The sequence below is a fragment of the Paenibacillus sp. Y412MC10 genome (genome assembly GCF_000024685.1).
In the GTDB taxonomy this organism is placed as follows: domain Bacteria; phylum Bacillota; class Bacilli; order Paenibacillales; family Paenibacillaceae; genus Paenibacillus_AQ; species Paenibacillus_AQ lautus_A.
This window is the reverse complement of record NC_013406.1, coordinates 6,639,613-6,664,538: the sequence shown is the minus strand read 5'-3', so window position 1 is coordinate 6,664,538 and position 24,926 is coordinate 6,639,613. Positions and strand designations below refer to the sequence as shown.

The following is a 24,926-nucleotide window of genomic DNA, read 5'->3' as shown; positions in this document are numbered from 1 at the left end:
GATCAGGTCGACCTGGCCCCTAAACGTAAACAAGACTCGAAGATTCCGTTCCAGGATTCATTCGAGTCTTGTTATATTTACGGTGATATCATCTTGGAAGTGAAATCGTACGGGAGATAACTTCGTGTTAACTCGCAGCGTACTCCTCGATCTCGTCGTCTTCGGGATCGTCCGGGTGCAGCGGCTGGTATCCGTGCCTGCGCAGGTTATACCACATCCAGCCAAAGCCGATGGCACCCACGATGGCAAGCATCGTACCGGTCCGGTACATGGCCTGCGCTCCGAAGTTCTGGAACATCCAGCCGCCGGCAAGGCCGCCGATGACACCGGATATGCCGCTCCAGCTTAAGGTATAGATCGCTTGGCCGGAGGCGCGGTACGGCGTCGGAACAAACAGCATTGTCAGCTGAACGCCGACATAGAAGTAGCCGCCGAAGGTAACGCAGTGCAGCAGCTGGATGAAGGCGACCTCCAGCGGGCTGTTGGCTTCGGCCATAAGCAGCCAGCGGAGCGCGAAGAGCAGGCTGACAATCGTCAGGCAGCCGACCAGGACGTTGATTTTCCGCTTCAGGAAGCGGTCAAACAGAATGAAGATCAGCACTTCGAATATCGATGAGAAGAAGATGGCGAGGCCGACCGTCTGCTTGGTCCCGCCCAGCTCCAGAATGTATAGGGACATAAAGGTATTGTTCGCCGTGTTCGGGATGGATACCATGATGCCTAACAGGATGAACCAGACAAAATAGGAGTTCAGGAACAGCCTGCTGAGCCCCCTGAGGCTGACCGATGCCGATGCCGCCGTTTTCTGAATGGAGGGCAGCGTAAACATGAACACGGCCGCCACCAGCAGCATGATCGAGAACACGATGGCGATGCGTCCCGACCCGAGCCGGTCGATGACAGGCCCGGCAGCGATGGCCGTCAGCGCCCATCCGAGCGAGCCCCACAGCCGGAACGAGCCGAATTTTTGCTGAGTTCCATCAATATAGGTGAGAATCAGCGAATTCGTCTGCGAGAACATCGGCGTCTGAAAAAAATAAAAGAAAATCATCGTCATGTATATCATTGCATAGGTATTCGCCTGAAAAACAAGCTGAACCAGCAGCAGCGTACCGGTCATCATGATCAGCAGCACGCGTTTGATGTTGGCCGCCCGGTCACTCCAGAATCCCCAGAACGGATTGGCGAAGATGGACACAAATGGCGCAATCGCCATCAGGCTGCCGATTTCGATTTTGCTCATGCCGATATCTTGCAAATACAACTGGAAGAAACCGGTGAAGATGACCATGGTTCCGTAAATGAAGAAGTTGAACAGCTTGAGCGATGTCAGCGAAGGTTGAGCATTGTCCATATTCCGCAAGTAGGTCATTCCTTTCAAACCGAATACAATCCATAATCGCGGTATAAGAAAAAAAGCCGCTTTCCTTTCAATGTATCACGCATTGAAAAGGGATACAAACCATCTTTTAAATGATTTTCCATTATTCTGGATATTAACCTATAAACTGAATCCGATTTTTTATAACTTGAAGAAAGGCTGGTGGAGCATATGAGCGTTCACTCCCAAGATGTTCGTCTGCCATCGGGTCAAGTGACGGGAATCGCCCTTGCTGGAGGAGCCTCCCGGAGAATGGGGAGAAACAAGGCGCTGCTGCCCATGGAGGGGATGAGTTTGATTGAACGGACGGTCCGCGCGCTGGACAAAGTCAGCGGAAGGGTGATCCTGTCTACCAATGACCCGGAATCTTATCAATTCCTCGGCTTGGAATGCGTCCCCGACCTCTATGTCGGACAAGGTCCGATGGCGGGCCTTCACGCCGCCCTGAAGTCTTCCCGGAGCACATGGAATCTGGTCGCAGCTTGCGATATGCCTTATATCCACGAGCGGTTTCTCCAGGGGCTGCTGGATCTGGCGAACAAGCAGGACACGGCTGAGGCCGTAATCCCGGTCGTGGAAGGAAGGATGCACCCGCTGCTGGCAGCGTATCGCAGAGAGACCGCGGAAAGCCTTGAGCGCAGGCTGATCCGGGGGCAGCTCCGCATGGTGGAGTGGGTGCAGGAGCTGAATGCCGTCTTTGCGAATGAGAAGGAATTAGCGGAGGTCAGCGGCCTTGATCCGCGCCGAATCTTATTTAACATGAACACGCCCGGGGATTACGAGGCCGCAGGCGGTCTGCTGAATACGGAAGAATGATCGTCCCCTGCACGCATCCTATAAAAATAGCCCCGCCATTCGAATGCTTGGCAGGGCTTTCTAGTATATAAAAGGCAGTTTGCTTTGGTTATGCTGATTCTGCTCTCATGCGCGGAGCAGAAGCTCATCCGCCGATCTGCGACATGCGCCGGACCGTAGGAGTATGGCTTTGGGCCTTTTTCTCCAGGGCGAGCGCCATTTCATGGTTCAGCGGCTTGGCGCCGAGCGCTTTGCGGAACAGGTTCGCCACCGCTGAAGGGTCATCGATGACGCGGCGCACGTTAAATTCGTCCGACCAATACAGGCAGGCCTTGATATGGCCGTCGGCCGTCAACCTGAGCCGGTTGCAGGAATCGCAGAAATGATCGCTGACCGGATGGATCAAACCGAACGTTCCCGTTGCTCCAACCACCTTCATATTGCGCGAAGGACCGTTGCCGGAAGGGCCCTGCTCTTCTTGAATGGCCCAGCCGGCCTCTTGGCACACTTCGGATACCCGGCTCAGCGGCAGGTACGAATCCCGCCAGGTATCGGATGCTTGGCCGATCGGCATGTATTCAATAAAGCGGACATGAAGGGGACGATCAAGCGTCAGGGCGATAAAGTCGCGAATCTCGTCCTCATTGAAGCCCTTCATTAACACCATGTTCAGCTTGATCGGATTCAGGCCGGCTTCATAAGCGGCTTCAATGCCTTCCAGCACTTTATGCACCCGGCCGCCGCGCGTGATGCGAGCGTAACGCTCTTCCTGGAGCGAATCCAGGCTGATGTTGATGCGGGTGAGTCCCGCTTCCTTCAGCAGGCGGGCCTTGGATGGGAGCATGATCCCGTTGGTGGTGAGGGATATATCTTGAACTCCTTCAATGGAAGCAATCTGATGGACCAAGGTTTCCAGATCCTTGCGCACAAGCGGCTCGCCGCCGGTAAGGCGTACTTTGGAGACGCCCATGGGGGCCAGAACGCGCATGATCGAGGCGATCTCTTCATAGCTCATAATCTGATCGTGAGGTTGGAATTCCATCCCTTCTTCCGGCATACAATATACACAACGAAGATTGCACCGATCCGTCACCGAGATTCGAATATAATCATGGACACGACCGAAGGAATCTTTAAGCGGTTCGATCATGGAAATCCCCCTTTTACTAGCGTGCATGGTCACATTGTAGCCATTCCCCGAACAGGAGTCAATGCGTTGTAAGGGTCATGTCAGCCGGACAAGCCGCACGGATAAGTTCAAGGATTTGTGAGAAGTATCACAGAAAACGCTTTCTAAATCAGGTATATTGAACCTGTGGACCAAAGCTTTCTCCCCTTGAAAGCGAGTAGTGACATTCTAGATTTCCGAAAGTTTCCTGATTTTTCCGAAATTTTCGGAAATCATTTCAAACTGCTTTCATTAGACGTTCATCTAAGATATACTGTCAAGGATATCACATCCAACAAGAAAGGTTACCAATAGGAGGTTCGATATGGCGATATCACCTGTTCAAACTTTGGAGGTGCCTGACGTCTGTCACAGGTGGCTTGAAAACCGGGGGACGGTCTACGAGTTGCTGATTGATTTTTTGGGAAATTGGCCCAGCTTGTCTATGATTGCGGAATGGAGCCGCGGGAGCGGAATTAGCAAGGCGGCGGAGTGTTCGAAGGCCGGTACGGAACTGATGAAATATTTATGCGGACGCTCGCCTGAGGAATTGGTTCGGATTTGCGAATATGAGGGGGCGGAATACCGTCGTCTGCTTCAGCTGTCCAAACCTCGCCAGGCCGCGGAATCCCATTATACGAAGGATGGATGCGCTCAGGATTTGGCCGAGTGTTATGCATCCGCCGGTGTTGCCTTTAATAAACTGCATGGCGAAGCGGACGATCATATAGCCATTGAACTGGAATTTATGACGCTGCTTCATGACCGTATGCTGAACAATACGTATTGTGAAGATAGCATGTTGCAATTAATGGAGGTACAAGAGAAATTTCTGGAGGAGCATCTGTTGTCATGGGTGCCATCCCTCTGCAAGGATCTGAAGGGGTCCACGCAAAGCCCGCTATACCAGTCGTTATTCAGCCTGTTGGAGGAATTCCTCGCACAGGATCTGAACATGCTGAAGACCTGGAAGCATTCCAAGGAAGCCATGCTGGTGCATTAGCGCCAGAATCATATCATCGTCAACAAACAGAACAACGCCCCGGCCTCCTAATGTAGGAGGCCGGGGCGTTTGGTTTTCTAATTAATCTTCGATTCTCTTCTTGCTGAACTTCATCAGGAACTCGTACACGATCGGTACAACCACGAGTGTCAGCAGCGTGGAACTGATCAGGCCGCCAATAACCGTGATGCCGAGTCCTTTCGAGATGATGCCTGCGCTGCTCTCCCAGCCGAATACGAGAGGCAGGAGCGCGCCGATGGTTGCCAGTGCCGTCATCAGAATCGGACGAAGACGGGTAGCGCCGGCTTCGAGCAGGGCTTCGCGCGTGCTCATTCCTTCGCGTTCCATATGGATCACGCGGTCGATCAACACGATCGCGTTCGTCACCACGATACCGATCAGCATGAGCACGCCCATCAGTGCAGACACGTTCAGTGTTTCGCCCGTGACGAGCAGGCCTATGATAGCGCCGATGACAATGAACGGCAGCGAGAACAGGATGGCGAATGGAGCGAGTCCCCCGCCAAACGTAACCACGAGTACAAAGTATACGATAGCGATGGCCGCCAGCATGGCGAGCCCGAGCTGTCCGAAGGTTTCGTTAATTTGCTCGGTGACGCCTCCGAATTGGACGGACACGCCGTCTGGAAGCTCAAGCTTGTTCACTTCGGCCTCCAGGTTGGTCGAAGCCGAGCCTACGTCGCTGGACAGGATGTCGGCTGTGACACTCACAACCATTTTACCGTCGATGCGCGTAATGGAATCCGGAGTGGTTCCTTTTTCCACCTTGGCCACATCCTTGATCGGTACTTCGATGCCAAGCGGGGAGGTCACGGTTTCGTTCTCGATTTCCTTAATGCTCTTATAGGTTTTGCTGTCCGCTTCAATGTAAACATTGTAGGTTTTGTCTTCGATCTTGACTTCGGTCAAGACCGGACGTTCCCGTACCGGGGCCAGCTTCATGGCCAGCTGTCCGGCCGTCAGGCCCAGTGAGCTGAGCTTCTCTTGATCGGCTACCAGCGTGTACTGCTCAAACGCTTCGGACAAGCTGGTTTCCGCATTTTCAAACGTCGCGGTATCCTTGTTCGCAAGCTCTGCGATTTGATCGGCCACCGGCTTGATCTGCTCCAGCGAGTCGCCGAAGACGTTCACCGTCAGCTGGCTGCCCCCAAAGCCGCCGGCTGCCATGTCCATATTGGACCAAGTGCCGTCCGGCACTTCCTTGGCAAGATCTTCGATGAGCGTCTTTTTGACGTCTTCGAAGTTTTTCGTGTCCGGATCATACATAACGTAGAACAATCCTGAATTGGCGGAGCCCATGCCCAGCGGATTGCTTCCGCCGATGGAGTATTGCATCGATTGCACGCCTGGTTGATCCAGGATCAGCTTCTCGGCTTTTAAGGCTCGATCCTCAACATCCTCCAGCATTACGCCAGGCTCAGGTGAATAGGTGACCATCGCGTATTTGTCTTCCTGTTCCGGAATAAAGCTTACGCCCAGGTACTTGGTCAAGAACAAGCTTCCAACGAGCAGCACGATGGCTGCCAGGAAGGTAATCGCTTTGTGATTCAAGGTCCACTTCAAAATGGAGCGATAGCCGCGGGCCATGGCACCCGGCTTCTCTTCATGATCATGTGTGTTCTTCAAGCCTTTGCGGAACAGGCTGTGCGCCATGGCAGGTACGAGCGTAATCGCCACGACCAGGGAAGCAAGCAGGGCAAAGACCATCGTCAATGCAAACGGCATGAACAGCTCTCCTACCATGCCGCTGACCAATGTAAGCGGCAGGAATACCGCGATGGTCACGATGGTGGAGGACATGATCGGCACAAACATTTCGCGCGTAGCGGCGCTGATGAGCTCTCGGCCCTTCAATTTCTCGGTCGAAAGGGACATGCGCCGGTAAATATTCTCGATAACCACGATGGAGTCATCGACAACCCGGCCGATGGCAACGGTCATGGCGCCGAGCGACATCATGTTCAGGGTGATATCCATTTGCTTCAGGCACAGAACCGCAATCAGCAGGGAGAGCGGGATCGAAATGATCGAAATAATCGTCGAACGGATGTTGCGCAGGAAGACCATAATGATCAGAACGGCGAACAACGCACCGAATAATGCCTTGGAAAGCATCGTATGGACAGAGTCCTCAATCGGCTTGCCTTGGTCCAGCATGATCGTCAGATCCATGCCAGGATACAGGCCTCTCAATTCTTCGGCCTTGTCTTTGACCTGGTTCACGACGTCAACCGTGTTGGCATCGTTTGCTTTTACGATTTGGATACCGATCGATTCCTTCCCGTTGGTGCGGGAGATGGATTCCGAGGAGCCGATCACTTCAATTTTGGCAATCTCGCTCAGTTTGACGGTTGGAATGCCGGCTGGCATACCAGGAGCACTATTTTGTCCACCAGCGCCAGCACCAGGCACAGTTTGCTGGCCGGTCCCTGCAGCATCGCCAGGCGGCTGTTGCTGCTGGCCTGCACCGGCATTCGGAGCACCGGCGCCGGCAGACGCATCCGCCCCGCCGCCACCCGGAATGACCGGAATGGCGATATTCTTCAGATCGTCGATGCCGATGATGCCGCCATCAACGGCAACGGCTTTTTGGGACTTTTCCATTTCGAACATGCCGAGCGGAGCGTACAGCGCCGAACCTTGCACGATACCTTTGACGGTATCCTCGGTCAGGCCAAGCTCGCTCATTTTGTCCTGGTTAAACTTAAGCTGTACCTCATTCACGAATTGGCCGGCTACCTGGATGGAAGCAACCCCGTCCAAATCCTCCAGCTCGGGAACGATGTCATTCTCCGTGATGCGAGTCAATTCATCCAATTCCATGTTGTCCTTGTTAGCAATGCTTAACGAGACAACCGGCATGGAGCTCATGCTGAATTTGGATATGGTAGGTTTCTGGGCGTCGTCAGGCAGCTTTACCTCGTTGATGGCTTCGCGAACAGCCGCCGTAGCGTTGTCCAGATCACTACCATAATCAAACTCAACCATGACATTCGCTGCATTCTCCATGGAAGTGGAGGTTACGGTTTTGACGCCGTCGATATTGCGGAGTCTCGTCTCGAGCGGTTTGGTTACATCCTCCACAACGCCTTCGGGAGATGCACCAGGATAGATGGCGGTGACACTCAAGAACGGAACGTTAATATCCGGAATGGTTTCTTGCTTCATCGTCAGTCCGCCGTACAATCCACCGAAGCTGACGATGATGGTCAGCAGCCAGATCGCAAACTTGTTGCGCAGCGAGAAATTGATAATTCCTTTCATTAGGCGATTCTCTCTCCTCTCCAAACTCTATGTCTCTAATTTGAACGAATTCCCCTGCATCATGCCGCCGGGCGTAAGATAGCTTTCAAGCACAGTCGAAATGGTGCCCTTGAGCTCGGTATACAATGCTTCGATTTCCTCGATCCCCTCCAAGTTAGCAAGCATTCCTTTCAGAACGGCCCGGCTGGGCTGGAGACCAAGCAGCTCTTTCTCCATAATATTGAGGGATTCCATCGCATCTTCCCGCTCTTCCGGCTCGGCCTGAACCTTCTTCAGCTCGCTTTTCATTGCCTTAATGACGATCAGCGGATGGCGCTGTTTGGGAACGTCGGTCTGGCATAATTGGCCCAATTGGCCAACCGCCTCCATCGGGATCAGCGGCTCCGGCCGTCTGCGAAGAATGCTGGCTACGATATCATCGAGCAGCTGGATCTGGTGATCTGCCGTGATTCCCACGTTCAAATGGAATTCCGGCATGAACAGAAAACGGATATACGAGCCCAGCATGCTGGCCATAAACATGCCGATCTCAATCGTATACGGCTCAACGTCCGGTCCATAAATGGTTTTCAGCTTATTGTTAAACCACTGCAATGCAGCAAGCATCTCCAGTCGCATGTTTTCCTTGTCAAAAGGCGGTTTTCCCGGCATCTGATCATGGATTTGCTTCAGGAGAAATTCCCGGATCTCTAGAAAATGGATCAGAAGCACTTCCGTCTGTTTACGCAGCTGTTCTTTAGGCGCTAGCAGCGGATCGTGATCGACCCGGAGAATCTCGTCTTTGATCCGGCCTGCGATATGCTCGTAAATGCTCTTTTCCAATTCCTCTTTGGACTTGAAATGAAGATAGAGGCTGCCTTTCGACATCCCGCATACTTCGGCGATTTCCTGCATGGAGGTAACCGAAGAGCCCTTCGCGGAAAACAGCTGCATCGCAGTGATGAGAATTTGCTGTCGTTTTTCTGCCGTTTTATCAGCCAATCAATAGCTCACCTCGCTTAAGAACTTGTCGGTTCTTGGATTGACCATAAGGTCAAGAACTATTATATACAAAAAAGAACGACCGTTTCAACTTTACTACGGTCGTCCTTTTCGTTAGGTTCTGAAAACTTGCGATTTTTCTTGAAAAAATATTAGCTGATCAATTTCAGGCCCACGGCAGAGCACAGGATCATGGCGATAAACAGCACTCTCCGCCATTCCTTGGGCTCCCCGAACAGAAACATGCCGGTCAAGGCCCCGCCGACCGTACCGATCCCCGTCCAGATCGCATAAGCGGTCCCCATGGGCAGCTCGGTCATGGCGTAGGAGAGGAGGGAGAAGCTGGCGGCGAAGGATAAGGCCAAAATCAGTACATAACGCCAGCCTTTGCGATCCGACACGCCTTTGATGCCGACGACGCCGCCGATTTCGAATAATCCGGCAAATATAAGCGCAATCCAAGCCATTATTTACTCACCTCCGGTTCGGCGTGATCAGCCGTAACAAGCTTAAGGCCGATAACGCCGGCAAGCAGCACGCAGATCAGAAGCACCTTGACCAGTTTAAACGGCTCTCCGAAGAACAGCATTTCGGACGCGACCGTTCCGGCGGTGCCGATCCCCGTAAAGACGGCATATACGGTTCCGACCGGCAGCCGTTTGGCCGCCTCGATAATAAGATAGAAGCTCGCTGCGATGGCGGCCAAGGTCCCAAGCCATTCCCAGATGTTGGAGGAATGCTTCAACCCCATCACCCATATGATTTCAACCAATCCAGCCAGCAGCACGTAACCCCAGTTGCGATTCATTATGTTTGTCACTCCTTTTACGAAAAGAACGGTAACCTTACATTACAAATTCTTTCGACTACAACTTCCTGCTTAGGATGCGTCATTCCATCAGGATTTAACTCTTGTGGTTATATCTTTGCTTCGTTACCCCTAACCAATACACAGGCCAAGCAGCTGTAAGGCGTCTTGAGGCCCGCTCTTCCCCGCCGTACACGGTTTCCAGATGGATCCCGTCCACCAAGGTCATAAAGGCTATCGCCGCATTGCGCGGATGACGGATGATGCGGCCCTGCTCCGGGCAGCCCGCGGCAAGCAGCTTCGACAGGTTCTGCTCCTGTTGATCCAGCAGCGGATACACCATCGCCATCACTTCGTCATACAGCGTGCTAGGCGGGAAGAAGGCCATCCGCATGAAGAACTGGACCTCGTCATCCATTTGATAAGCTTGGAGACGATTCTCAAGAAATCCGTGCAGCTGCTGCTCCAGCGGCCAATCGGAATGGTCAAGGAAATAGGCTACCATCATTTCCTCCTGACGTTGGAATACGTCCTGGAGCACTTGCAGAAACAAATCCTTCTTACTCGAAAAATGGGCGTATATCGACGGTTTCTTGATACCGCAATCGTCGGCGATATGTTTTAGCGATGCCCCTTCATAACCGTTTTTGGCAAAGTGGGCAAGAGCGGACTGTTTAATGTCGGCGGCACTCATTGAATTCCTCCTAACTAACGATCGTTAGTTATATTTCTATCAAATGGCGTCAGCATTGTCAATCTCTTTTTTCTGGGACATGGGGCACTTGCCGACCCAAGGAGAACAGTCTTTAGTTCCTGGGGGAGATCATGTAGAATATGTGTGACCAGCATCGTGCATACAGAGACAGAAACGATGAAGAACAAGGGGTAAATGGATATGAGAAAGGGAATAGAGGCTGTACTGATCACCGCGCTATTGTTCGCGTTTTATTATTTTGGCATGCATTATTTCGGGAAGACGACAGGGACGGTTATCGGGATATTCTCTACGCTGACCGTCGTATCCATCGGATTCATGATTTTTATGGAGAATCGCCATCCTTCCAGCACCATGGCTTGGATCCTGCTGCTGGCGCTTGTCCCCATCGTCGGGCTCGTCTTTTATTTTTTGTTCGGACAGAACTATTTCAAACGGAGAAAATACGATAAAAAGGCGAGGAAGGACGGCCTGGTCTACACCAGCGAGGTCCTGCGCAAGAACACACCCGACGTCTCCTGCTTCAAACCGGAAGTGCAGCAGCTGCTTCAGCTGTCCACCCGGCTTGCGCGCACGCCGATATCGTTCTCAAGCGACACGAAGGTGCTGACCGATGGGGAAGAGACCTTTGCTGCATTGATTGCGGAGCTGGAGCAAGCGGCGCACCATATTCATATGGAATATTACATTTACCGCCCGGATGCGATCGGAACGCAGATCCAGGAAATTTTGATACGGAAGGCGAGGCAAGGGATTGCCGTGCGATTTATGGTAGACGCCGTCGGCAGCCTGCAGCTTCCGCCTTCCTTCCTGCAGGAGATGCGGGATGCGGGCGTGCAGGTGGCCGTGTTCGGCAGTCCCAAGACGATCTTCTTCACGAGCCGCGTGAATTACCGCAATCATCGCAAAATCGTCGTGATCGACGGCAGCGTCGGGTTCGTTGGCGGCTTGAATGTGGGTGACGAGTATTTAAGCCGCAGCAAAGCATTCGGTTTCTGGCGCGACACCCATATGCTTGTCCGGGGAGAAGCGGTTCGGACGCTCCAGGTTGTATTTTTGCAGGATTGGCAGTATATGACGGGGGAGCAGCCGAACGAGCCGATCTATTACTCCCCGGATTTGCTGGAGAACCGCAGCGGTGCCGTACAGATTATCGCAAGCGGTCCGGATAATGAACGGAGAGCCCTCAAGAACATTTTTTTCTCCATGATTGTGTCGGCTCGTAAGTCGGTGTGGCTTGCTACGCCTTATTTTATACCGGATGAGGACATTCTTACCGCGCTCAGGGTTGCCGCCTTATCGGGTCTTGACGTGCGCATTCTGTTTCCGTCAAAGCCGGACAAGTGGCTGCCCTTCCTCGCGTCCCATTCCTATTTCCCGGCCCTGCTGGATGTTGGGGTGAGGGTCTATGAATACGAAAAAGGGTTCATGCACTCCAAGCTGCTGATCGTCGACGGCGAGGTGGCCACCATCGGCACGGCCAATATGGACATGCGGAGCTTCCATCTTAATTTTGAAGTCAATGCATTGCTCGTACACACGGACAGCGTAAGCAAGCTGGTATCCGATTTCGAGCATGACCTGGAATCCGCCATCGTGTACGACCGCCATCATACCCGCAAAAAGAGAATCATGACACGGCTGCTTGAATCCGCTGCCCGGCTGATGTCTCCCCTGTTGTAAACGCAGCGGAAGAAGCCGGGACCGGCCGTATCCCTAAGCCTGTTCGTTTCTTCTATTTGTAAAAATTTTAAAAGGTAGTGAAACCCAAGCTTTTTTGCAATTTAAACAGGATGTCCTTCATCCATGTGGTCTTTCCCAAGTAAGCGTCGACGTCCAGACTGAACGGGGCATCTTCGTTGAACCATATCCGATGAAAGTAACGGTCCAAATCCCGGGTGAGCGGATGATTCTGAGGGGCAGCGATCCACAGATTGTTCTCCAAATTCAGATCGTCCAGATTCCGCTGGGTGAAATTGGTTGACCCGCCGGTAATAATCGATTTGCCTGTCGGTTTGGCAATGTACATGAGCTTGGTATGGTACTGTTCGGTGCCGGTGTTGTACCAGCGAATGGATATTTTTCCTTGGGATTTCTGGATGAGCTCGGCTGCAGCCGGACGGTTGGGGATGCCGATTTTGTCCCGGCCGAAGGCGTTCTGGTTCGGATCCAGAATGAGACGGATATCAACGCCTCGGTCCGAGGCTTGCAGAAGCCGTTCCATGACTTTACTGTCGGCCAGGTAGAACATCCCCATCCAGAGCGTGTCCCCGGGCTGCGACTGCTCAATGCCCTCCAGCACATATTTATAGATTTTTCCTTCCGTCAAATAACGAACATCGACGCCGTTTGGTTGACCTAAAGGCTGCACCGCCGGCTTGGAGCCGGGCTCGTATTCCGGCAGCTTGATCGGGTTTGTAAGGTTAACGGCGGCTTGCTCCGCCGCAAGCATATCGCCGATGATGTCCCCGCTCGTTTCGAAGGCGATGTTCGAGTGGAAGGCGCTGGCGTCATGCATGTTGGCCGAAGTCACCAGCGCGGCGTTCTCGCTGATCACGACTTTGCGGTGATTGGCTTTCACGTTCAGCAGCTTCAGATAGGAGCGAACGGTAATATCGGGTGCTTCGGTTGCCATGAGATTGGGGAGCGTGCCTTTGCCGGACTGGCCGAACCACTGAATGAACGTGCGCCATACGGCGGAATAAGCGGGCGTGGAGTCCCGCAGCCGGTTGACATCGGTTAAAATCACATGAATGCCTGCCGCCTTCATGGACTCGAACTCCGGCGGCGTATAGGAGCCGTACCCGGTATTCACTTCGTCGGTGATAAAGAAGATATCCATATCGGGATGGTTCTTCTTATGGGTAACCAGGCGACGGGCAAGCTCTTCGCTGACTTCCGGGAATGTTTGGTCCTTATGGGCATATCCGTTGAACAGAAACATATCGATCACCAGGAATTTTCGCGATTCGTCGATAATTTGGCCGATGCGCGCTCCGATTTCTTGATCGTGGACAGGCTGGCCGTCCGGTCCGGGATAGGTCAGGTCGATCCACATCTTCACGTCGCTTTGGTAGAGCGGACTTTCATAGGAAATTCCACTCGGAAGAGGTTTATGAGTCTGATAGACCATCACGCCGATAAGCCATAGCATGAGAAGGGCAAGACCCATGAATATTGTTTTTCGCATTCGGGAGCTTTTGGCATGAGGGTTTTCTGGCAGGGGCTGCGTGTCTGGACCCGGTGCAGGTGGTTTAGCTGAATTGCGGTTATGGAACAAACGGCGGAAGTCCAAGATCGCCCATCCTCCTATCTTTTCTATTCGTAGGTCGTATAACGTTAATTAACATGAAAGTGCTGCCCTGACGCACCCCAGTTTTTGCAATTCGGCAAGCACCGCTTTTGGGGATGATCCCGGGAGGCCGGGGCAGAATGCTATTTGGGAAGGTTGCTGGGTTTCGAACATACGGGAGATCGTGAGAACATCGGTATTTAAATTGTCAAAGGATGTACATATCATGCAGCTGGGACAACCTGCGATGTCAATGATATGCTTTAGATACGGCTTTATTAAGGATGAGTGAATCGGATAAGGAGGCACGGAATGAACTCAGAACATGAACAGACTGCGGGCAAACCTGCAACCGTTTCAGGCGGAGGATCAGGAAGATTTGGGGGCAGACTGATGCCGGAAGTGCCCACCGGCGAGCGGAAGATCGAGCATGTTCGATTATGCCTGGACGAAGAAGTGGGCTCCGTGGGGGTAACCACCGGTTTTGAACGATACCGTTTTCGTCACGCCGCACTGCCGGAGATCGACTTTGGAGAGATTAAGCTGGATACGACGTTTCTTGATTTTTCCGTACGCACGCCATTCCTGATCAGCTCCATGACTGGCGGAAGCAAGGCCACCGGAGAGATCAATATGCGTCTTGCGGAAGCGGCGGAACGGCGCGGCTGGGCGCTTGGTGTCGGCTCCGTGCGGGCTGCGGTGGAGAAGGAGGAGCTTGCTTCGACATTCCGCGTGCGCGAGAGCGCGCCGAGCGTGCCGGTGATCGCGAACCTAGGAGCGGTGCAGCTGAACTATGGCTTTGGCCTTGACGATTGTCAGCGGGCGGTGGATATCGCGGGCGCGGATATGCTGGTTCTCCATCTAAACGGGCTGCAAGAGGTGTTTCAGCCGGAAGGAAACACCCGGTTCGGCCGTCTGCTGGGGCGTATCGAGGATTTGTGCCGCACGCTTTCGATACCGGTCGGGATTAAAGAAGTGGGCTGGGGAATCGATGGCGAAACGGCGCAGACTCTGCTGGACGTCGGGGCGGCATTCATCGACGTGGCCGGTGCGGGTGGCACCTCATGGAGCCAGGTCGAGAAATTCCGCAGCCCGGATCCGGTCCGCCGCGCAGCGGCCGAGGCTTTTGCCGGGTGGGGCAATCCTACCGCGGAATGCATCGCGGAGGTGCGCGAAGCCGCGCCTGCCTGCGCGCTGATCGGCAGCGGCGGGCTGCAGAGCGGCGTCGATGCGGCCAAAGCACTTGCTCTGGGCGCCGATCTGGCAGGCTTCGGCCGCGGACTTCTGGGCTCGGCGGTCGATTCGGTTGAAGCGCTCGATCAGCGGCTTGCTCAGGTGGAGCTGGAGCTGCGGACGGCTATGTTCGGCATCGGCGCGGGGAATATCGAAGCCCTGAAGTCCACCAGGCGGCTGATTCGTGCCTAAACAGGGGAGAATACCGCCAGAACCGGGGCTCGACGATGGCAGTATATTCGTGTTGAAGTCTATGGGGTATCTGCTATAATTAATAAGATTGTTTAGCTGGTGATAGGGGCTTCGGCGAATAGATCCCAAGCGTATACTTATAAATAAGAGTAAACCTGATAAGGAGTTGTCACATAAATGGCTTTAAAAGCTGGAATCGTCGGTTTGCCGAACGTCGGCAAATCTACATTGTTTAATGCGATTACGCAAGCGGGCGCCGAGTCGGCCAACTACCCGTTCTGTACGATTGATCCTAACGTCGGCGTCGTGGAAGTGCCGGATGAGCGCCTTGACAAATTGACGGAACTGGTTCAGCCGAACAAGACGGTGCCGACCGCTTTCGAATTCGTCGACATCGCGGGCCTGGTTCGCGGCGCGAGCAAAGGGGAAGGTCTTGGGAACAAGTTTCTGGCCCATATTCGGGAAGTGGATGCAATCGTTCATGTAGTCCGCTGCTTTGAAGACGAGAACATTACCCACGTCGACGGTAAAGTGAACCCGGTCAGCGACATCCAGACGATCAATCTGGAGCTGATCCTTGCGGATCTCGACAGCGTTGAGAAGCGGATCGACCGCGCGAAGAAGAACATGAAGGGCGGCAACAAGCAGTATGCTCAGGAAGTGGAGCTGCTGGAGCGCCTGAAGGAAGCCCTGTACAACGACCAGCCGGCACGCAGCGTGGAACTGAGCGACGATGAGAAATTGATCGTGCGCGATCTGCACCTGCTGACGCTGAAGCCGGTATTATACGCGGCGAACCTGAGCGAAGACGGCGTTGCGGAAGCCGACAGCAATCCTTATGTGCAGCAGGTTCGCGATTTCGCGGCCGCGGAGAACGCGATCGTTGTGCCGATCAGCGCGAAGGTTGAGGCCGAGATCGCCGAGCTTGAAGGCGAGGATAAAGCGATGTTCCTTGAGGAGCTGGGACTGGAAGAGTCCGGTTTGAACCGTCTGATCAAGGCGGCATACAGTCTTTTGGGATTGTATACCTACTTTACGGCCGGCGTGCAGGAAGTGCGTGCCTGGACGATCCGCAAGGGAACGAAGGCGCCGCAAGCGGCCGGTGTCATCCATACCGACTTCGAACGCGGCTTCATTCGTGCGGAAGTCGTCGCATACGATGACCTGGTTGCGGCAGGCTCGATGAACGGCGCGAAAGAGCGCGGACAGCTTCGTCTGGAGGGCAAAGAGTACGTCGTGAACGACGGCGACGTTATGCACTTCCGTTTTAACGTGTAATCGATGAAGGTTTCAAAGACCATGGCTCCATGTCGCTCTGTGCATGGGACCGTGGTTTTTTTGAAGCGATCGGAAAGACGAGTACCCTTTCATCGGTCAAATGCCTGCTAGTCAAACGTGTCGTTTCATGGTAAAATAAAAAGTCGTTTACACTTCATAACTCATGCGAGATGGAGTGCGAAATGGCATATCTTCAGGAATATATCTTAGAGAGGTGAATTCCTTTGTTGGACCGATTACAATCCCTTGCGGACCGTTACGAGAAGTTAAGCGAGCTGTTGTGCGATCCCGATGTCGCTAATGACTCCAAGAAGCTCAGGGATTATTCCAAAGAACAATCCGATTTACAGCCTGCTTATGAGGCTTATGTTGAATATAAAAACGTCATTGAAGAACTCGAAGCTGCCAAAACCATGCAGGGCGAAAAGATGGACGACGAGATGCGCGAAATGGTGAAAATGGAGATCGAGGAGCTCACCCAGCGCGAGCAAGAGCTGGCGGAGAGAATTCGAATCCTGCTGCTGCCGAAGGACCCGAACGATGACAAGAACGTCATCATCGAGATTCGCGGCGCGGCCGGTGGCGACGAGGCGGCGCTATTCGCTTCTGACCTGTACCGGATGTATACCCGTTATGCCGATACCCAGGGCTGGAAGGTTGAACTGATGGACGTCAACACGAACGACCTGGGCGGATTCAAGGAAGTCATCTTCATGATCAACGGCCGCGGCGCATACAGCAAAATGAAATTCGAGAGCGGCGCTCACCGTGTGCAGCGTATTCCGACCACGGAGTCCGGAGGCCGCATCCATACCTCAACATCCACCGTGGCGGTTATGCCGGAGGCGGAAGAAGTGGATATCGAGATTCATGACAAGGATATCCGCGTGGACACCTTCTGCTCCAGCGGCGCAGGCGGTCAGTCCGTTAACACCACCAAGTCGGCGGTGCGCGTAACGCATATTCCGACCGGCATCGTGGCTACATGCCAAGACGGCAAATCGCAGAACTCCAACAAGGAGAAGGCGCTGCAGGTGCTTCGCGCCCGTATCTTCGATATGATGCGTCAAGAGGAAGAAGCGAAGTACGCCGGGGAGCGCAAGAGCAAAGTCGGCACCGGTGACCGCAGCGAGCGGATCCGGACGTACAACTTCCCGCAAAGCCGCGTGACCGACCATCGGATCGGACTTACCGTTCACAAGCTGGATCAAGTGATGAACGGGGAGATTGAAGAGATCGTTTCGGCGCTGACCCTTGCGGAGCAGGCTGAAGCGATGGAAAAAGGAGTATAACGCTTTGAAGCGGACGATATTTGAATTGACGCCGAAGCGCAGCATCAGGGAAGCCTTTGTGGAGGCTTCTTCTTTTTTAGACCGCATGCGGGTGATGGAGCCGCAGCGGAATGCGCAGCTGCTGCTGGAGCATGTGCTCGGACTGTCGGGAACCTCATATTACATGGCGCTCACGGATCCGTTTCCTGAGGGCCGCCGCCTCGCTTTGGAAGAAGCAATCACTCGCAAAGCGGAGGGCGTTCCGGCGCAGTACATTATCGGCGAACAGGAGTTTTACGGCCGGCCGTTCGACGTCACGCCGGCGGTTCTTATTCCGCGCCCCGAAACGGAGCTGCTCGTGGAAGCGGTGCTGAAGTACGGACAGGAGCTTACCCCGCAACCGGATGGAGGGCTGAAGGTCGTCGACATCGGCACCGGCAGCGGGGCCATCGCCATCACGTTGGCTTTGCAGTCAAAGGGATGGGATGTGTTTGCGAGCGATATTTCGCCCGATGCGCTGGAGGTTGCCGCGCGGAACGCGAAGAAGCTGGGCGCCCAGGTTGAGTTCCGGCAGGGGAACCTGCTGGAGCCGTTCGCCGGCATGGGGCCGGACATCCTTGTCTCCAATCCGCCGTACATTCCGGCGGAGGATATCGAAGAGCTGCAGCCGGAAGTCCGGGACTATGAACCGCGCACGGCTCTGGATGGCGGGCCGGACGGATTGAATCCGTACCGGATCATGATGGCGCAGCTGCCCTTTCTATCGGCGCCGCCGCGCCTGATCGCTTTTGAGCTGGGCATGGGCCAGGCCGGGGATGTAGCGGAACTGCTGCGGAAGGCAGGATACTGGGAGGAAATCGTCACGGTACCCGATTTGGCGGGGATTGACCGGCATGTTCTGGGAATTTTCCGTTAATTGTATTCGGGTCCGATTTCTTTTAAAATAGAGGATGGGCTGCAGAATGAACGTTGGTTTGTTCGAACAGATGGTTATTCTGCCTGAATGGGTACATCGGGGTTTACGGGCTCCGGGCACAGGGGGACCGAAAGCATGCTTCAGAAGTTCAAGAAGATAGATTTTGTCATTGTGTTTGTGCTGCTGATGCTAATGGTCGTCAGCATCACGTCGATATATAGCGCCACGTTCGATACCGCCGGGTTCGAGGGTCACCATATTAAAATGGCAGTATTTTATATCCTCGGTTTCGCGGCTTTTTTCGGGCTTAGTTTGATTGATTATCGAATATGGAATAAATATGCGCTGCACATCTATATCGGAGGGTTAATCACGCTGTTGCTGCCTTCCTTCATCGGTCAAACCAAAAATAATGCCACGGGCTGGATCAATCTCGGCATCGTGGATATTCAGCCTGCCGAATTATTTAAGCTGGTATTGATCATATTTATTACCTATGTCCTTATTCGCAAGGACAAATCGAGGCTGTCTTTCTGGCGGGATATCGTACCGATTGGTTTTCTGACGTTCATTCCGTTTGCCATCGTCATGGTTCAGAATGACTTGGGGAACGGACTCAGTTATATTGTCATACTGCTCGGGTTGTTATGGATCGGCAACGTGAAGTTTTCGCACGCGCTGATCGGACTGCTGCTGGTAGCCGGCATTGCCTTTGGCGGAGCACAGGCCTACATCCACTTTCATGATGAAATTAAAGAATCGAAAATCATGGAGAGCCGCGGTCATTGGATGGAACGGATCGATCCATGGCTGGTGCCCGAAAAAGCTACCGCGAAGGCCAGTTATCATACGAACAATGCAAAGCTGGCCATTGCTTCAGGCGGTATGAGCGGAGAGGGGTACTTGGAAGGCAGCTCCGTGCAATCTTCGCGCGTACCTTATACGTATTCGGATTCGATTTTTGTGCAAATTGCGGAGGAATACGGCTTTATCGGCTCTTCCGTTCTGTTGCTGTTATATTTCATACTCATTCACAGGATGATCCTGATTTCGCTGGAAAGTCGGGAAAAAGCGGGTCCGTTTCTGATCATCGGCATCGTTGCCATGCTGCTGTACCAAATCTTTGAGAACATCGGCATGTTTATCGGCTTGATGCCTTTGACGGGAATCACCTTGCCCTTCATCAGTTACGGCGGAACATCGCTTATCATTAATATGGCGTGCCTCGGGGTTGCCATGAGCGTGAAGCTGCACGGACAGGAAGTGGAGGAGGATATGCCGAATCCGCAAACATACCGTTCCGCGCCAAGCAAACAGGCTTAATGCGGTTAATTAGGGTTTAGAATCGGAGAGATGCTATCGAAAGCAGCATCTCTTTTGTTTTTTCTCCGGTATTCTGGAAAGAGGATCGCGAATTGTGTTAGGGGTGAAAATCTTTTAGAATAATTCATTAGGGGCTTGCATGGCAGGATCCCTGAAAATCTTGACCGTAATGCCACCTTCAGATTAGGGTTTATGGAAAGATGAGTATCAACGACGATAAGGCCAAGGCAAACTTTCTTTTCGAATAATCGTTATATGCCTGTATAGGCAAACCGGGGGTTCGTGTCTCCGGGCACAGGGGGATCAAAGCATGCTTCAGAAATTCAAGAAGATGGATTACGTTATTGTTTTCGTACTGGTTTTGATGATGGGTATCAGCATTACGTCCATATACAGCACGACCGTCGACACCAAATTTGAAGGCTCTCATCTCCGCATGGTTGCTTTTTATATTGTCGGCTTCATGGCTTTTTTCGGAATTAGCCTGCTGGATTATCGGCTACTGATTAAATATGCCAAATATATATACTTAGGCGGTCTAGCCGTGCTGGTCCTCGTGATGTTTATCGGTAAGGATATTAACGGCGCCCAAGGCTGGATTTACATTGGCAGTTTAAGTATACAGCCTGCTGAATTGTTCAAGCTGATCCTGATCATATTTCTTTCTTTTGTATTGGTGCGAAAAAACAAACCGCTGCTGTCCTTCTGGAAGGACGTCGTTCCGATCGGACTGTTGGCGTTCGTGCCTTTCGTGCTCGTCATGGCTCAGAATGACCTGGGGAACGCGCTTAGCTATGTCATCATTTTGCTGGGACTGCTATGGATCGGGAACGTCAAGTTCTCCCATGCGCTGATCGGGCTTGTATTGGTGGCAGGAGTGGCCTTCGGCGGCGCCCAGGCTTACATTCATTATCATGATGAACTGCTGGAATCGAAAATACTGAAGCCGCACTGGGTGGAACGGATTGATCCGTGGCTGTATCCGGAGAAAGCGACCGCCAAGGCCAGTTATCATACGACGAATGCGAAGCTTGCCATCGCCTCCGGCGGCATGAGCGGCGAAGGCTACATGCAGGGGTCGTCGATACAGTCGGGCCGGGTGCCTTATGCGTACTCCGACTCCATCTTTGTGCAGATTGCCGAGGAGTTTGGCTTTATTGGTTCCTCCGTCCTGCTGCTGTTGTATTTCATCCTGATCCATCGGCTGATCCTGATCTCCCTGGAATCCCGGGAGCGTGCGGGACCGTTTCTAATCATAGGAATCGTGGCCATGTTTTTATATCAGATCTTCGAGAATATCGGGATGTTTATCGGCTTGATGCCGCTGACGGGGATTACGCTGCCCTTCATCAGTTACGGGGGAACGTCCCTTGTGATTAGTATGGCGAGTCTCGGGGTCGCCATGAGCGTCAAGCTGCATGGTCAGGAAGTGGAGGAAGATATGCCGGATCCGCATGCGTATCGCCCGGCGGCCGCTAAGCAGCAGGCTTAGATGATGGTCGGGTGGAACTTTGCCGCGGTCTGGGTGCAGTTATTATGAATATAACCAAAACCGAATCGTCATTAGTATGAGAAGATGCCGTTCCCATGGGGACGGCATCTTTTTTGTTAGTCATGATGCATCAATCTATGAATTTTTTTCAATTTGCTAGATTCCACGTTTATATCTTTTTGGGGCGGACATACTGATAGCATCATAGAGTTTCGTTCATAGAGAGGCGGTTGTCCGAGATGACAAATTATAGTGAAACCCTCCGTATTATCGTAAAAAAAATGGTTGTGCTCTTATCCTGCATGTTTATGGTCATCATGGCTTGGGAGGGACAGCAGATCGATACTTCCGTTGTTGGCGGTCCAATCCCTCAAGAATCGATACGGCTTCGCATTCTCGCGAATTCAGATAACCCGTCCGATCAGCTCGTCAAAAGAGAGATTCGTGACGCGGTCGTTGAGCAAATGCAGCTGTGGGTCCTGCAGCTGGAGAACCCGCAAAGCCTGGAAGACGCCAAAGCATTAACCCGGCAGCATCTTCCCGAAATCCGCCAGCTGGTGGGTGAAGAGCTGAGAAAAAGAGGAATTACCTACAATTACGATGTAGAGCTTGGCGTTGTGCCGTTTCCGACCAAATTGTACGGGGGCACAGTGTATCCGGCGGGCGATTACGATGCGCTGCGGATTACGCTAGGCGAAGGCCAAGGACAAAACTGGTGGTGCGTCCTGTTCCCGCCGCTTTGCTTCATCGACGGCGGCAGCGGGGATGCGGCGGCGCAGCCTGTCGAGACGGGGATCCAAACGGTGTCCGCCGATGCGGGCGACGACGCTTCTCCGGAGGAAGCGCCGAAGAAGGCAAGCGAAAGCGAGCCGGAGGTCCGCTTCTTCCTGTGGGATATGTTCCTTGGCATTTGGAACTGGGTGGTAAGCTTGTTTTAGGATGATCCCGCGTATGGATTTCCAATACGGATCGGGTATGATAAACTTGGATGAAGAAGAGTGCTTTCTCTTTGGCGCGACTGGTTTGAATGGGAACCGGCACGGGACTGAAGAACGAGAAGCGCTTTTTCTTTTGGATCATAGGCAAAACGAGTTTGGGTGTTTATATATTTCATATACAGAAAGCTTGGGATAGGTATGGAACAGAACGGGAATGGCAAGGAACGCAACCTGCAGCGGGAACAAGGCTCCCGGAATGCTGCATCGAAACCAACCAAAGTGTGGCACGTCTTAAGCTCCCTCTCCAAGGAGAACCTCGGGTCCGAGAAGGAAGCGAAGCAGGCGCTGCACGAAGCAGGACAGGTGCTTGCACAGGGCGGTACGGTGGCTTTTCCGACGGAAACGGTGTACGGACTTGGTGCTGACGCCGGCAATACGGAGGCGGTCGAGCGCATCTTCGCCGCCAAGGGTCGGCCATCGGACAATCCATTAATCGTGCATATCTCGGAGCTGGCTCAGCTTGACGGCTTGGTCCAACAGGTGAACGAGACGGAGCGGGCGCTGATGGCGTCGTTCTGGCCCGGACCGCTGTCGCTGGTGCTGCCCGTGAAACCGGGCGCCGTATCGCCTCGCGTGACGGCCGGGCTCGATACGGTTGCCGTGCGGATGCCGGATCACCGCGTGGCGCTGGCTCTGATCAGCGCCGCCGGTTGTCCGCTCGCCGCACCGAGCGCGAATCGCTCCGGCCGGCCAAGCCCGACGCTGGCCAGCCATGTGCTGGAGGATCTGGCGGGGGCGATCGACGGCGTGCTCGACGGCGGCCCGGCCGGGGTGGGCGTCGAGTCGACGGTGGTGCAGGTCGGCGAAGACGGTGCCGTCACGGTGCTCCGCCCGGGCGGCGTCACGGCCGAGCAGCTTGCCGCGGTGGCGGCAAGCGTGCGCCAGGACCCGGCGCTGCAGCGCGCCGCCGGGGAGGCGGAGAGCCCGGCGCCGCGCTCGCCGGGCATGAAATACACGCACTACGCACCGAAAGGTGCGATGTGCGTGGTCCAGGGCCCGCGTGCCGATACGGTGTCGGCACGCATCGCGGCCGAGCTCGAGGCGGCGGCCCGGCGCGGGGAGGTGACCGGCGTGCTGTCGTTCGACGAGCACATCGGTCACTACGCTGCGGACGTTGCCGTCTCGCTCGGCAGCCTGGCTGCGCCGGAGGAAGCGGCCCGCCGGCTGTACGCCGGCCTGCGCCGCTTCGATGAAGAAGGCGCGACCTTCATCCTGGCCGAAGCGTGCCCGGACCAGGGGCTTGGCGCAGCCGTCATGAACCGGCTGCTGAAGGCCGCGGGACATCACATCATCCACGTCCATGAAGATGCCGATTAAACGGTTTTAGCATGATTTCCCCCTTGTCCGCATATGGTGTACAAGACCATGGGACTTGGGGGAATGGGGATGTTGGAGGCGTCTGTCCAATCGGGACAGCTTGCGGCGATTCTGCTGATGGCGGTTGCACTCGGGCTAGACGCATTTTCGCTTGGTATCGGAGTCGGAATGAGAGGCGGCATGCGTTTAGGCCATATGCTGGGCATCAGCTTCATGATCGCGTTGTTTCACATGCTTATGCCGCTGGCCGGCTTGTTTGCCGGCCGCTATGTAGGCATGCTGCTGGGGCACGTCACAGGGTTTGCGGCAGGCGGGCTGCTCCTCCTGCTGGGCGGGCATATGCTGTATAATGCTTGGCGGGGCGGGGAAGGTCAGCGCATTCATCCTACCGCGTTCTTGGGCATGCTGTTGTTTTCGCTAAGCGTCAGCATCGACTCCTTCTCGGTAGGCGTTTCGCTCGGGATGTTCGTGGATGATGTGCTGCTGATCGTGATCTCCTTCGGCGTCGTGGGCGGTTTGCTGTCCATTCTCGGCCTGCTGCTCGGCCGTCAGGTGAGCAACAAGCTGGGAGAGTACGGCGAAATGCTGGGCGGACTGATTTTGATCATCTTTGGCGTGATGTTTATCTTTTGACGCAATATTTGTTACAATAATCCCAAAACAACCTACAACGGGGAGGTACGGGACCGTGAAAAATATATTGTTTGTCTGCACGGGGAATACCTGCCGCAGTCCGATGGCGGAAGGAATGCTGCGCAAGCTCGCCAAACAGCGGGGCATTCCGCTGGAAACGCAATCCGCCGGCGTCTCGGCCGTAGACGGCATGCCGGTATCCCGTCATGCGGAATCGATACTGCGGGACCAGGATATTCAAGATCGCTTGGTATCTAAGCCGCTGACCGCGAATCTGGTGGAATGGGCAGACCTGATTCTGACGCTGACCCAGTCGCATAAGCAGTATGCGATTCGGCAGTTCCCGCATGCCGCCGACAAGATGCACACGCTGAAGGAATTTGTGGAGGATGACCGGCGGGTGCTGGATGATCTGCGGGAGCAGGACAGCCTGTACGCAACGCTCGAGCTGGCCAGATCGCTGGGCCGCGATGTCAGCGACCGCGACCGGGAGCGTCTGATCGAGCTGCGCCAGCGCATTCCGAGCTTCGATATCTCCGATCCCTTCGGCGGCTCGCGGGAGGAGTACGAGGCGACGGCGGCGGAGATTCGGACGGCGCTCTTCCGCCTGCTGGACAAGCTGGAAGCGGATCAGCATAAATAGGATCGGCTTCCACGGAAGCGAAGAGTAAATCTGGATCCGGGCTCAATATGGCTAAAAAAGCCGCTTGCCTTTCGCAGGGTATTGCTTTAAGATGAAGGTGAAAAACATGAATCCGATGTAACTGGCGACGAAGTGGATGAAACCACGATGGAGCATCGGAATATACGGCCGGTCGCCTGGGCAAAGAGCATTTGGAGCACAA

At 54.0% G+C, this 24,926-nt stretch carries 21 protein-coding genes and 1 riboswitch; of the genes, 13 read left to right on the top strand and 8 right to left on the bottom strand.

The genetic code is table 11. From position 1 onward, the window contains the following. Positions 1–127 precede the first annotated feature (127 nt). Complete coding sequence (locus GYMC10_RS29510) at positions 128–1,363, bottom strand: MFS transporter (protein ID WP_015737771.1); 1,236 nt, start codon at positions 1,361–1,363, stop codon at positions 128–130. Between the two features lie 189 nt (positions 1,364–1,552). Here GYMC10_RS29510 and GYMC10_RS29505 point away from each other — a divergent pair, with 189 nt between their 5' ends. Beyond that, positions 1,553–2,197 (top strand): molybdenum cofactor guanylyltransferase, encoded by a 645-nt coding sequence (locus tag GYMC10_RS29505; RefSeq protein WP_049788762.1) that lies wholly within the window; start codon positions 1,553–1,555, stop codon positions 2,195–2,197. 124 nt (positions 2,198–2,321) lie between these two features. Here GYMC10_RS29505 and moaA read toward each other — a convergent pair whose 3' ends face one another. Next, positions 2,322–3,326: a GTP 3',8-cyclase MoaA gene (gene moaA, locus GYMC10_RS29500; protein ID WP_015737769.1), complete on the bottom strand. Its 1,005-nt coding sequence runs from the start codon at positions 3,324–3,326 to the stop codon at positions 2,322–2,324. A gap of 343 nt (positions 3,327–3,669) precedes the next feature. On the opposite strand from moaA, the gene GYMC10_RS29495 reads away from it, so the two are divergent. Beyond that, positions 3,670–4,347, top strand: coding sequence for a molecular chaperone (locus GYMC10_RS29495; RefSeq protein ID WP_015737768.1), 678 nt, complete (start codon positions 3,670–3,672; stop codon positions 4,345–4,347). An 81-nt stretch (positions 4,348–4,428) separates the two neighbouring features. On the opposite strand, the gene GYMC10_RS29490 is transcribed toward GYMC10_RS29495, so the two are convergent. The 5 genes from GYMC10_RS29490 to GYMC10_RS29470 all read right to left on the bottom strand — a co-directional run bounded on the left by GYMC10_RS29490 (position 4,429) and on the right by GYMC10_RS29470 (position 10,115). Further along, positions 4,429–7,632 (bottom strand): efflux RND transporter permease subunit, encoded by a 3,204-nt coding sequence (locus tag GYMC10_RS29490; RefSeq protein ID WP_015737767.1) that lies wholly within the window; start codon positions 7,630–7,632, stop codon positions 4,429–4,431. A gap of 27 nt (positions 7,633–7,659) precedes the next feature. Beyond that, positions 7,660–8,613, bottom strand: a complete 954-nt coding sequence (locus tag GYMC10_RS29485; protein WP_015737766.1) for a TetR/AcrR family transcriptional regulator — start codon at positions 8,611–8,613, stop codon at positions 7,660–7,662. A 152-nt stretch (positions 8,614–8,765) separates the two neighbouring features. Then, positions 8,766–9,080, bottom strand: coding sequence for a DMT family transporter (locus GYMC10_RS29480; protein WP_015737765.1), 315 nt, complete (start codon positions 9,078–9,080; stop codon positions 8,766–8,768). Next, positions 9,080–9,421: a DMT family transporter gene (locus tag GYMC10_RS29475; protein ID WP_015737764.1), complete on the bottom strand. Its 342-nt coding sequence runs from the start codon at positions 9,419–9,421 to the stop codon at positions 9,080–9,082. The genes GYMC10_RS29480 and GYMC10_RS29475 overlap by 1 nt, the downstream gene beginning before the upstream one ends. A gap of 97 nt (positions 9,422–9,518) precedes the next feature. Beyond that, the gene (locus GYMC10_RS29470; RefSeq protein WP_015737763.1) at positions 9,519–10,115 is read right to left on the bottom strand and encodes a TetR/AcrR family transcriptional regulator; all 597 of its coding nucleotides are present in this window, start codon (positions 10,113–10,115) and stop codon (positions 9,519–9,521) included. Between the two features lie 201 nt (positions 10,116–10,316). Here GYMC10_RS29470 and cls point away from each other — a divergent pair, with 201 nt between their 5' ends. Beyond that, positions 10,317–11,819: a cardiolipin synthase gene (gene cls / locus GYMC10_RS29465; RefSeq protein ID WP_036662074.1), complete on the top strand. Its 1,503-nt coding sequence runs from the start codon at positions 10,317–10,319 to the stop codon at positions 11,817–11,819. Positions 11,820–11,886: 67 nt separating this feature from the next. Here cls and GYMC10_RS29460 read toward each other — a convergent pair whose 3' ends face one another. Further along, complete coding sequence (locus GYMC10_RS29460; protein ID WP_049788835.1) at positions 11,887–13,326, bottom strand: phospholipase D family protein; 1,440 nt, start codon at positions 13,324–13,326, stop codon at positions 11,887–11,889. A gap of 414 nt (positions 13,327–13,740) precedes the next feature. Between GYMC10_RS29460 and fni the strand changes: the two genes are divergently transcribed. The 10 genes from fni to GYMC10_RS29405 all read left to right on the top strand — a co-directional run bounded on the left by fni (position 13,741) and on the right by GYMC10_RS29405 (position 24,724). Next, the gene (gene fni / locus GYMC10_RS29455) at positions 13,741–14,853 is read left to right on the top strand and encodes a type 2 isopentenyl-diphosphate Delta-isomerase (protein WP_015737760.1); all 1,113 of its coding nucleotides are present in this window, start codon (positions 13,741–13,743) and stop codon (positions 14,851–14,853) included. Positions 14,854–15,030: 177 nt separating this feature from the next. Continuing rightward, the gene (gene ychF, locus GYMC10_RS29450; RefSeq protein WP_015737759.1) at positions 15,031–16,131 is read left to right on the top strand and encodes a redox-regulated ATPase YchF; all 1,101 of its coding nucleotides are present in this window, start codon (positions 15,031–15,033) and stop codon (positions 16,129–16,131) included. A gap of 224 nt (positions 16,132–16,355) precedes the next feature. Then, entirely contained in the window at positions 16,356–17,423 is a 1,068-nt protein-coding gene (prfA, locus tag GYMC10_RS29445; protein WP_015737758.1) for a peptide chain release factor 1, read from the top strand. A gap of 4 nt (positions 17,424–17,427) precedes the next feature. Beyond that, a complete protein-coding gene (gene prmC, locus GYMC10_RS29440; RefSeq protein WP_015737757.1) occupies positions 17,428–18,318 on the top strand; it encodes a peptide chain release factor N(5)-glutamine methyltransferase in 891 nt (296 codons plus the stop codon). 135 nt (positions 18,319–18,453) lie between these two features. Beyond that, complete coding sequence (locus GYMC10_RS29435) at positions 18,454–19,641, top strand: FtsW/RodA/SpoVE family cell cycle protein (RefSeq protein ID WP_015737756.1); 1,188 nt, start codon at positions 18,454–18,456, stop codon at positions 19,639–19,641. Positions 19,642–19,951: 310 nt separating this feature from the next. Next, the gene (locus tag GYMC10_RS29430; protein WP_015737755.1) at positions 19,952–21,133 is read left to right on the top strand and encodes an FtsW/RodA/SpoVE family cell cycle protein; all 1,182 of its coding nucleotides are present in this window, start codon (positions 19,952–19,954) and stop codon (positions 21,131–21,133) included. A gap of 239 nt (positions 21,134–21,372) precedes the next feature. Next, positions 21,373–22,071: a stage II sporulation protein R gene (spoIIR, locus tag GYMC10_RS29425; RefSeq protein WP_015737754.1), complete on the top strand. Its 699-nt coding sequence runs from the start codon at positions 21,373–21,375 to the stop codon at positions 22,069–22,071. Between the two features lie 198 nt (positions 22,072–22,269). Further along, a complete protein-coding gene (locus GYMC10_RS29415) occupies positions 22,270–23,448 on the top strand; it encodes an L-threonylcarbamoyladenylate synthase (protein WP_041622069.1) in 1,179 nt (392 codons plus the stop codon). A gap of 69 nt (positions 23,449–23,517) precedes the next feature. After that, the gene (locus GYMC10_RS29410; protein WP_015737752.1) at positions 23,518–24,081 is read left to right on the top strand and encodes a manganese efflux pump MntP family protein; all 564 of its coding nucleotides are present in this window, start codon (positions 23,518–23,520) and stop codon (positions 24,079–24,081) included. 55 nt (positions 24,082–24,136) lie between these two features. Then, positions 24,137–24,724, top strand: a complete 588-nt coding sequence (locus GYMC10_RS29405) for a low molecular weight protein arginine phosphatase (RefSeq protein WP_009590545.1) — start codon at positions 24,137–24,139, stop codon at positions 24,722–24,724. 107 nt (positions 24,725–24,831) lie between these two features. After that, positions 24,832–24,913: riboswitch (ZMP/ZTP riboswitch) on the top strand. Positions 24,914–24,926 lie beyond the last annotated feature (13 nt).

Coding starts and splice junctions, on each gene's coding strand:
- GYMC10_RS29505 (WP_049788762.1), top strand. CDS start 1,553: ATGAGCGTTCACTCCCAAGATGTTCGTCTGCCATCGGGTCAAGTGACG.
- moaA (WP_015737769.1), bottom strand. CDS start 3,326: ATGATCGAACCGCTTAAAGATTCCTTCGGTCGTGTCCATGATTATATT.
- GYMC10_RS29495 (WP_015737768.1), top strand. CDS start 3,670: ATGGCGATATCACCTGTTCAAACTTTGGAGGTGCCTGACGTCTGTCAC.
- GYMC10_RS29490 (WP_015737767.1), bottom strand. CDS start 7,632: ATGAAAGGAATTATCAATTTCTCGCTGCGCAACAAGTTTGCGATCTGG.
- GYMC10_RS29480 (WP_015737765.1), bottom strand. CDS start 9,080: ATGGCTTGGATTGCGCTTATATTTGCCGGATTATTCGAAATCGGCGGC.
- GYMC10_RS29475 (WP_015737764.1), bottom strand. CDS start 9,421: ATGAATCGCAACTGGGGTTACGTGCTGCTGGCTGGATTGGTTGAAATC.
- GYMC10_RS29470 (WP_015737763.1), bottom strand. CDS start 10,115: ATGAGTGCCGCCGACATTAAACAGTCCGCTCTTGCCCACTTTGCCAAA.
- cls (WP_036662074.1), top strand. CDS start 10,317: ATGAGAAAGGGAATAGAGGCTGTACTGATCACCGCGCTATTGTTCGCG.
- GYMC10_RS29460 (WP_049788835.1), bottom strand. CDS start 13,326: ATGCGAAAAACAATATTCATGGGTCTTGCCCTTCTCATGCTATGGCTT.
- fni (WP_015737760.1), top strand. CDS start 13,741: ATGAACTCAGAACATGAACAGACTGCGGGCAAACCTGCAACCGTTTCA.
- ychF (WP_015737759.1), top strand. CDS start 15,031: ATGGCTTTAAAAGCTGGAATCGTCGGTTTGCCGAACGTCGGCAAATCT.
- GYMC10_RS29435 (WP_015737756.1), top strand. CDS start 18,454: ATGCTTCAGAAGTTCAAGAAGATAGATTTTGTCATTGTGTTTGTGCTG.
- GYMC10_RS29430 (WP_015737755.1), top strand. CDS start 19,952: ATGCTTCAGAAATTCAAGAAGATGGATTACGTTATTGTTTTCGTACTG.
- spoIIR (WP_015737754.1), top strand. CDS start 21,373: ATGACAAATTATAGTGAAACCCTCCGTATTATCGTAAAAAAAATGGTT.
- GYMC10_RS29415 (WP_041622069.1), top strand. CDS start 22,270: ATGGAACAGAACGGGAATGGCAAGGAACGCAACCTGCAGCGGGAACAA.
- GYMC10_RS29410 (WP_015737752.1), top strand. CDS start 23,518: ATGTTGGAGGCGTCTGTCCAATCGGGACAGCTTGCGGCGATTCTGCTG.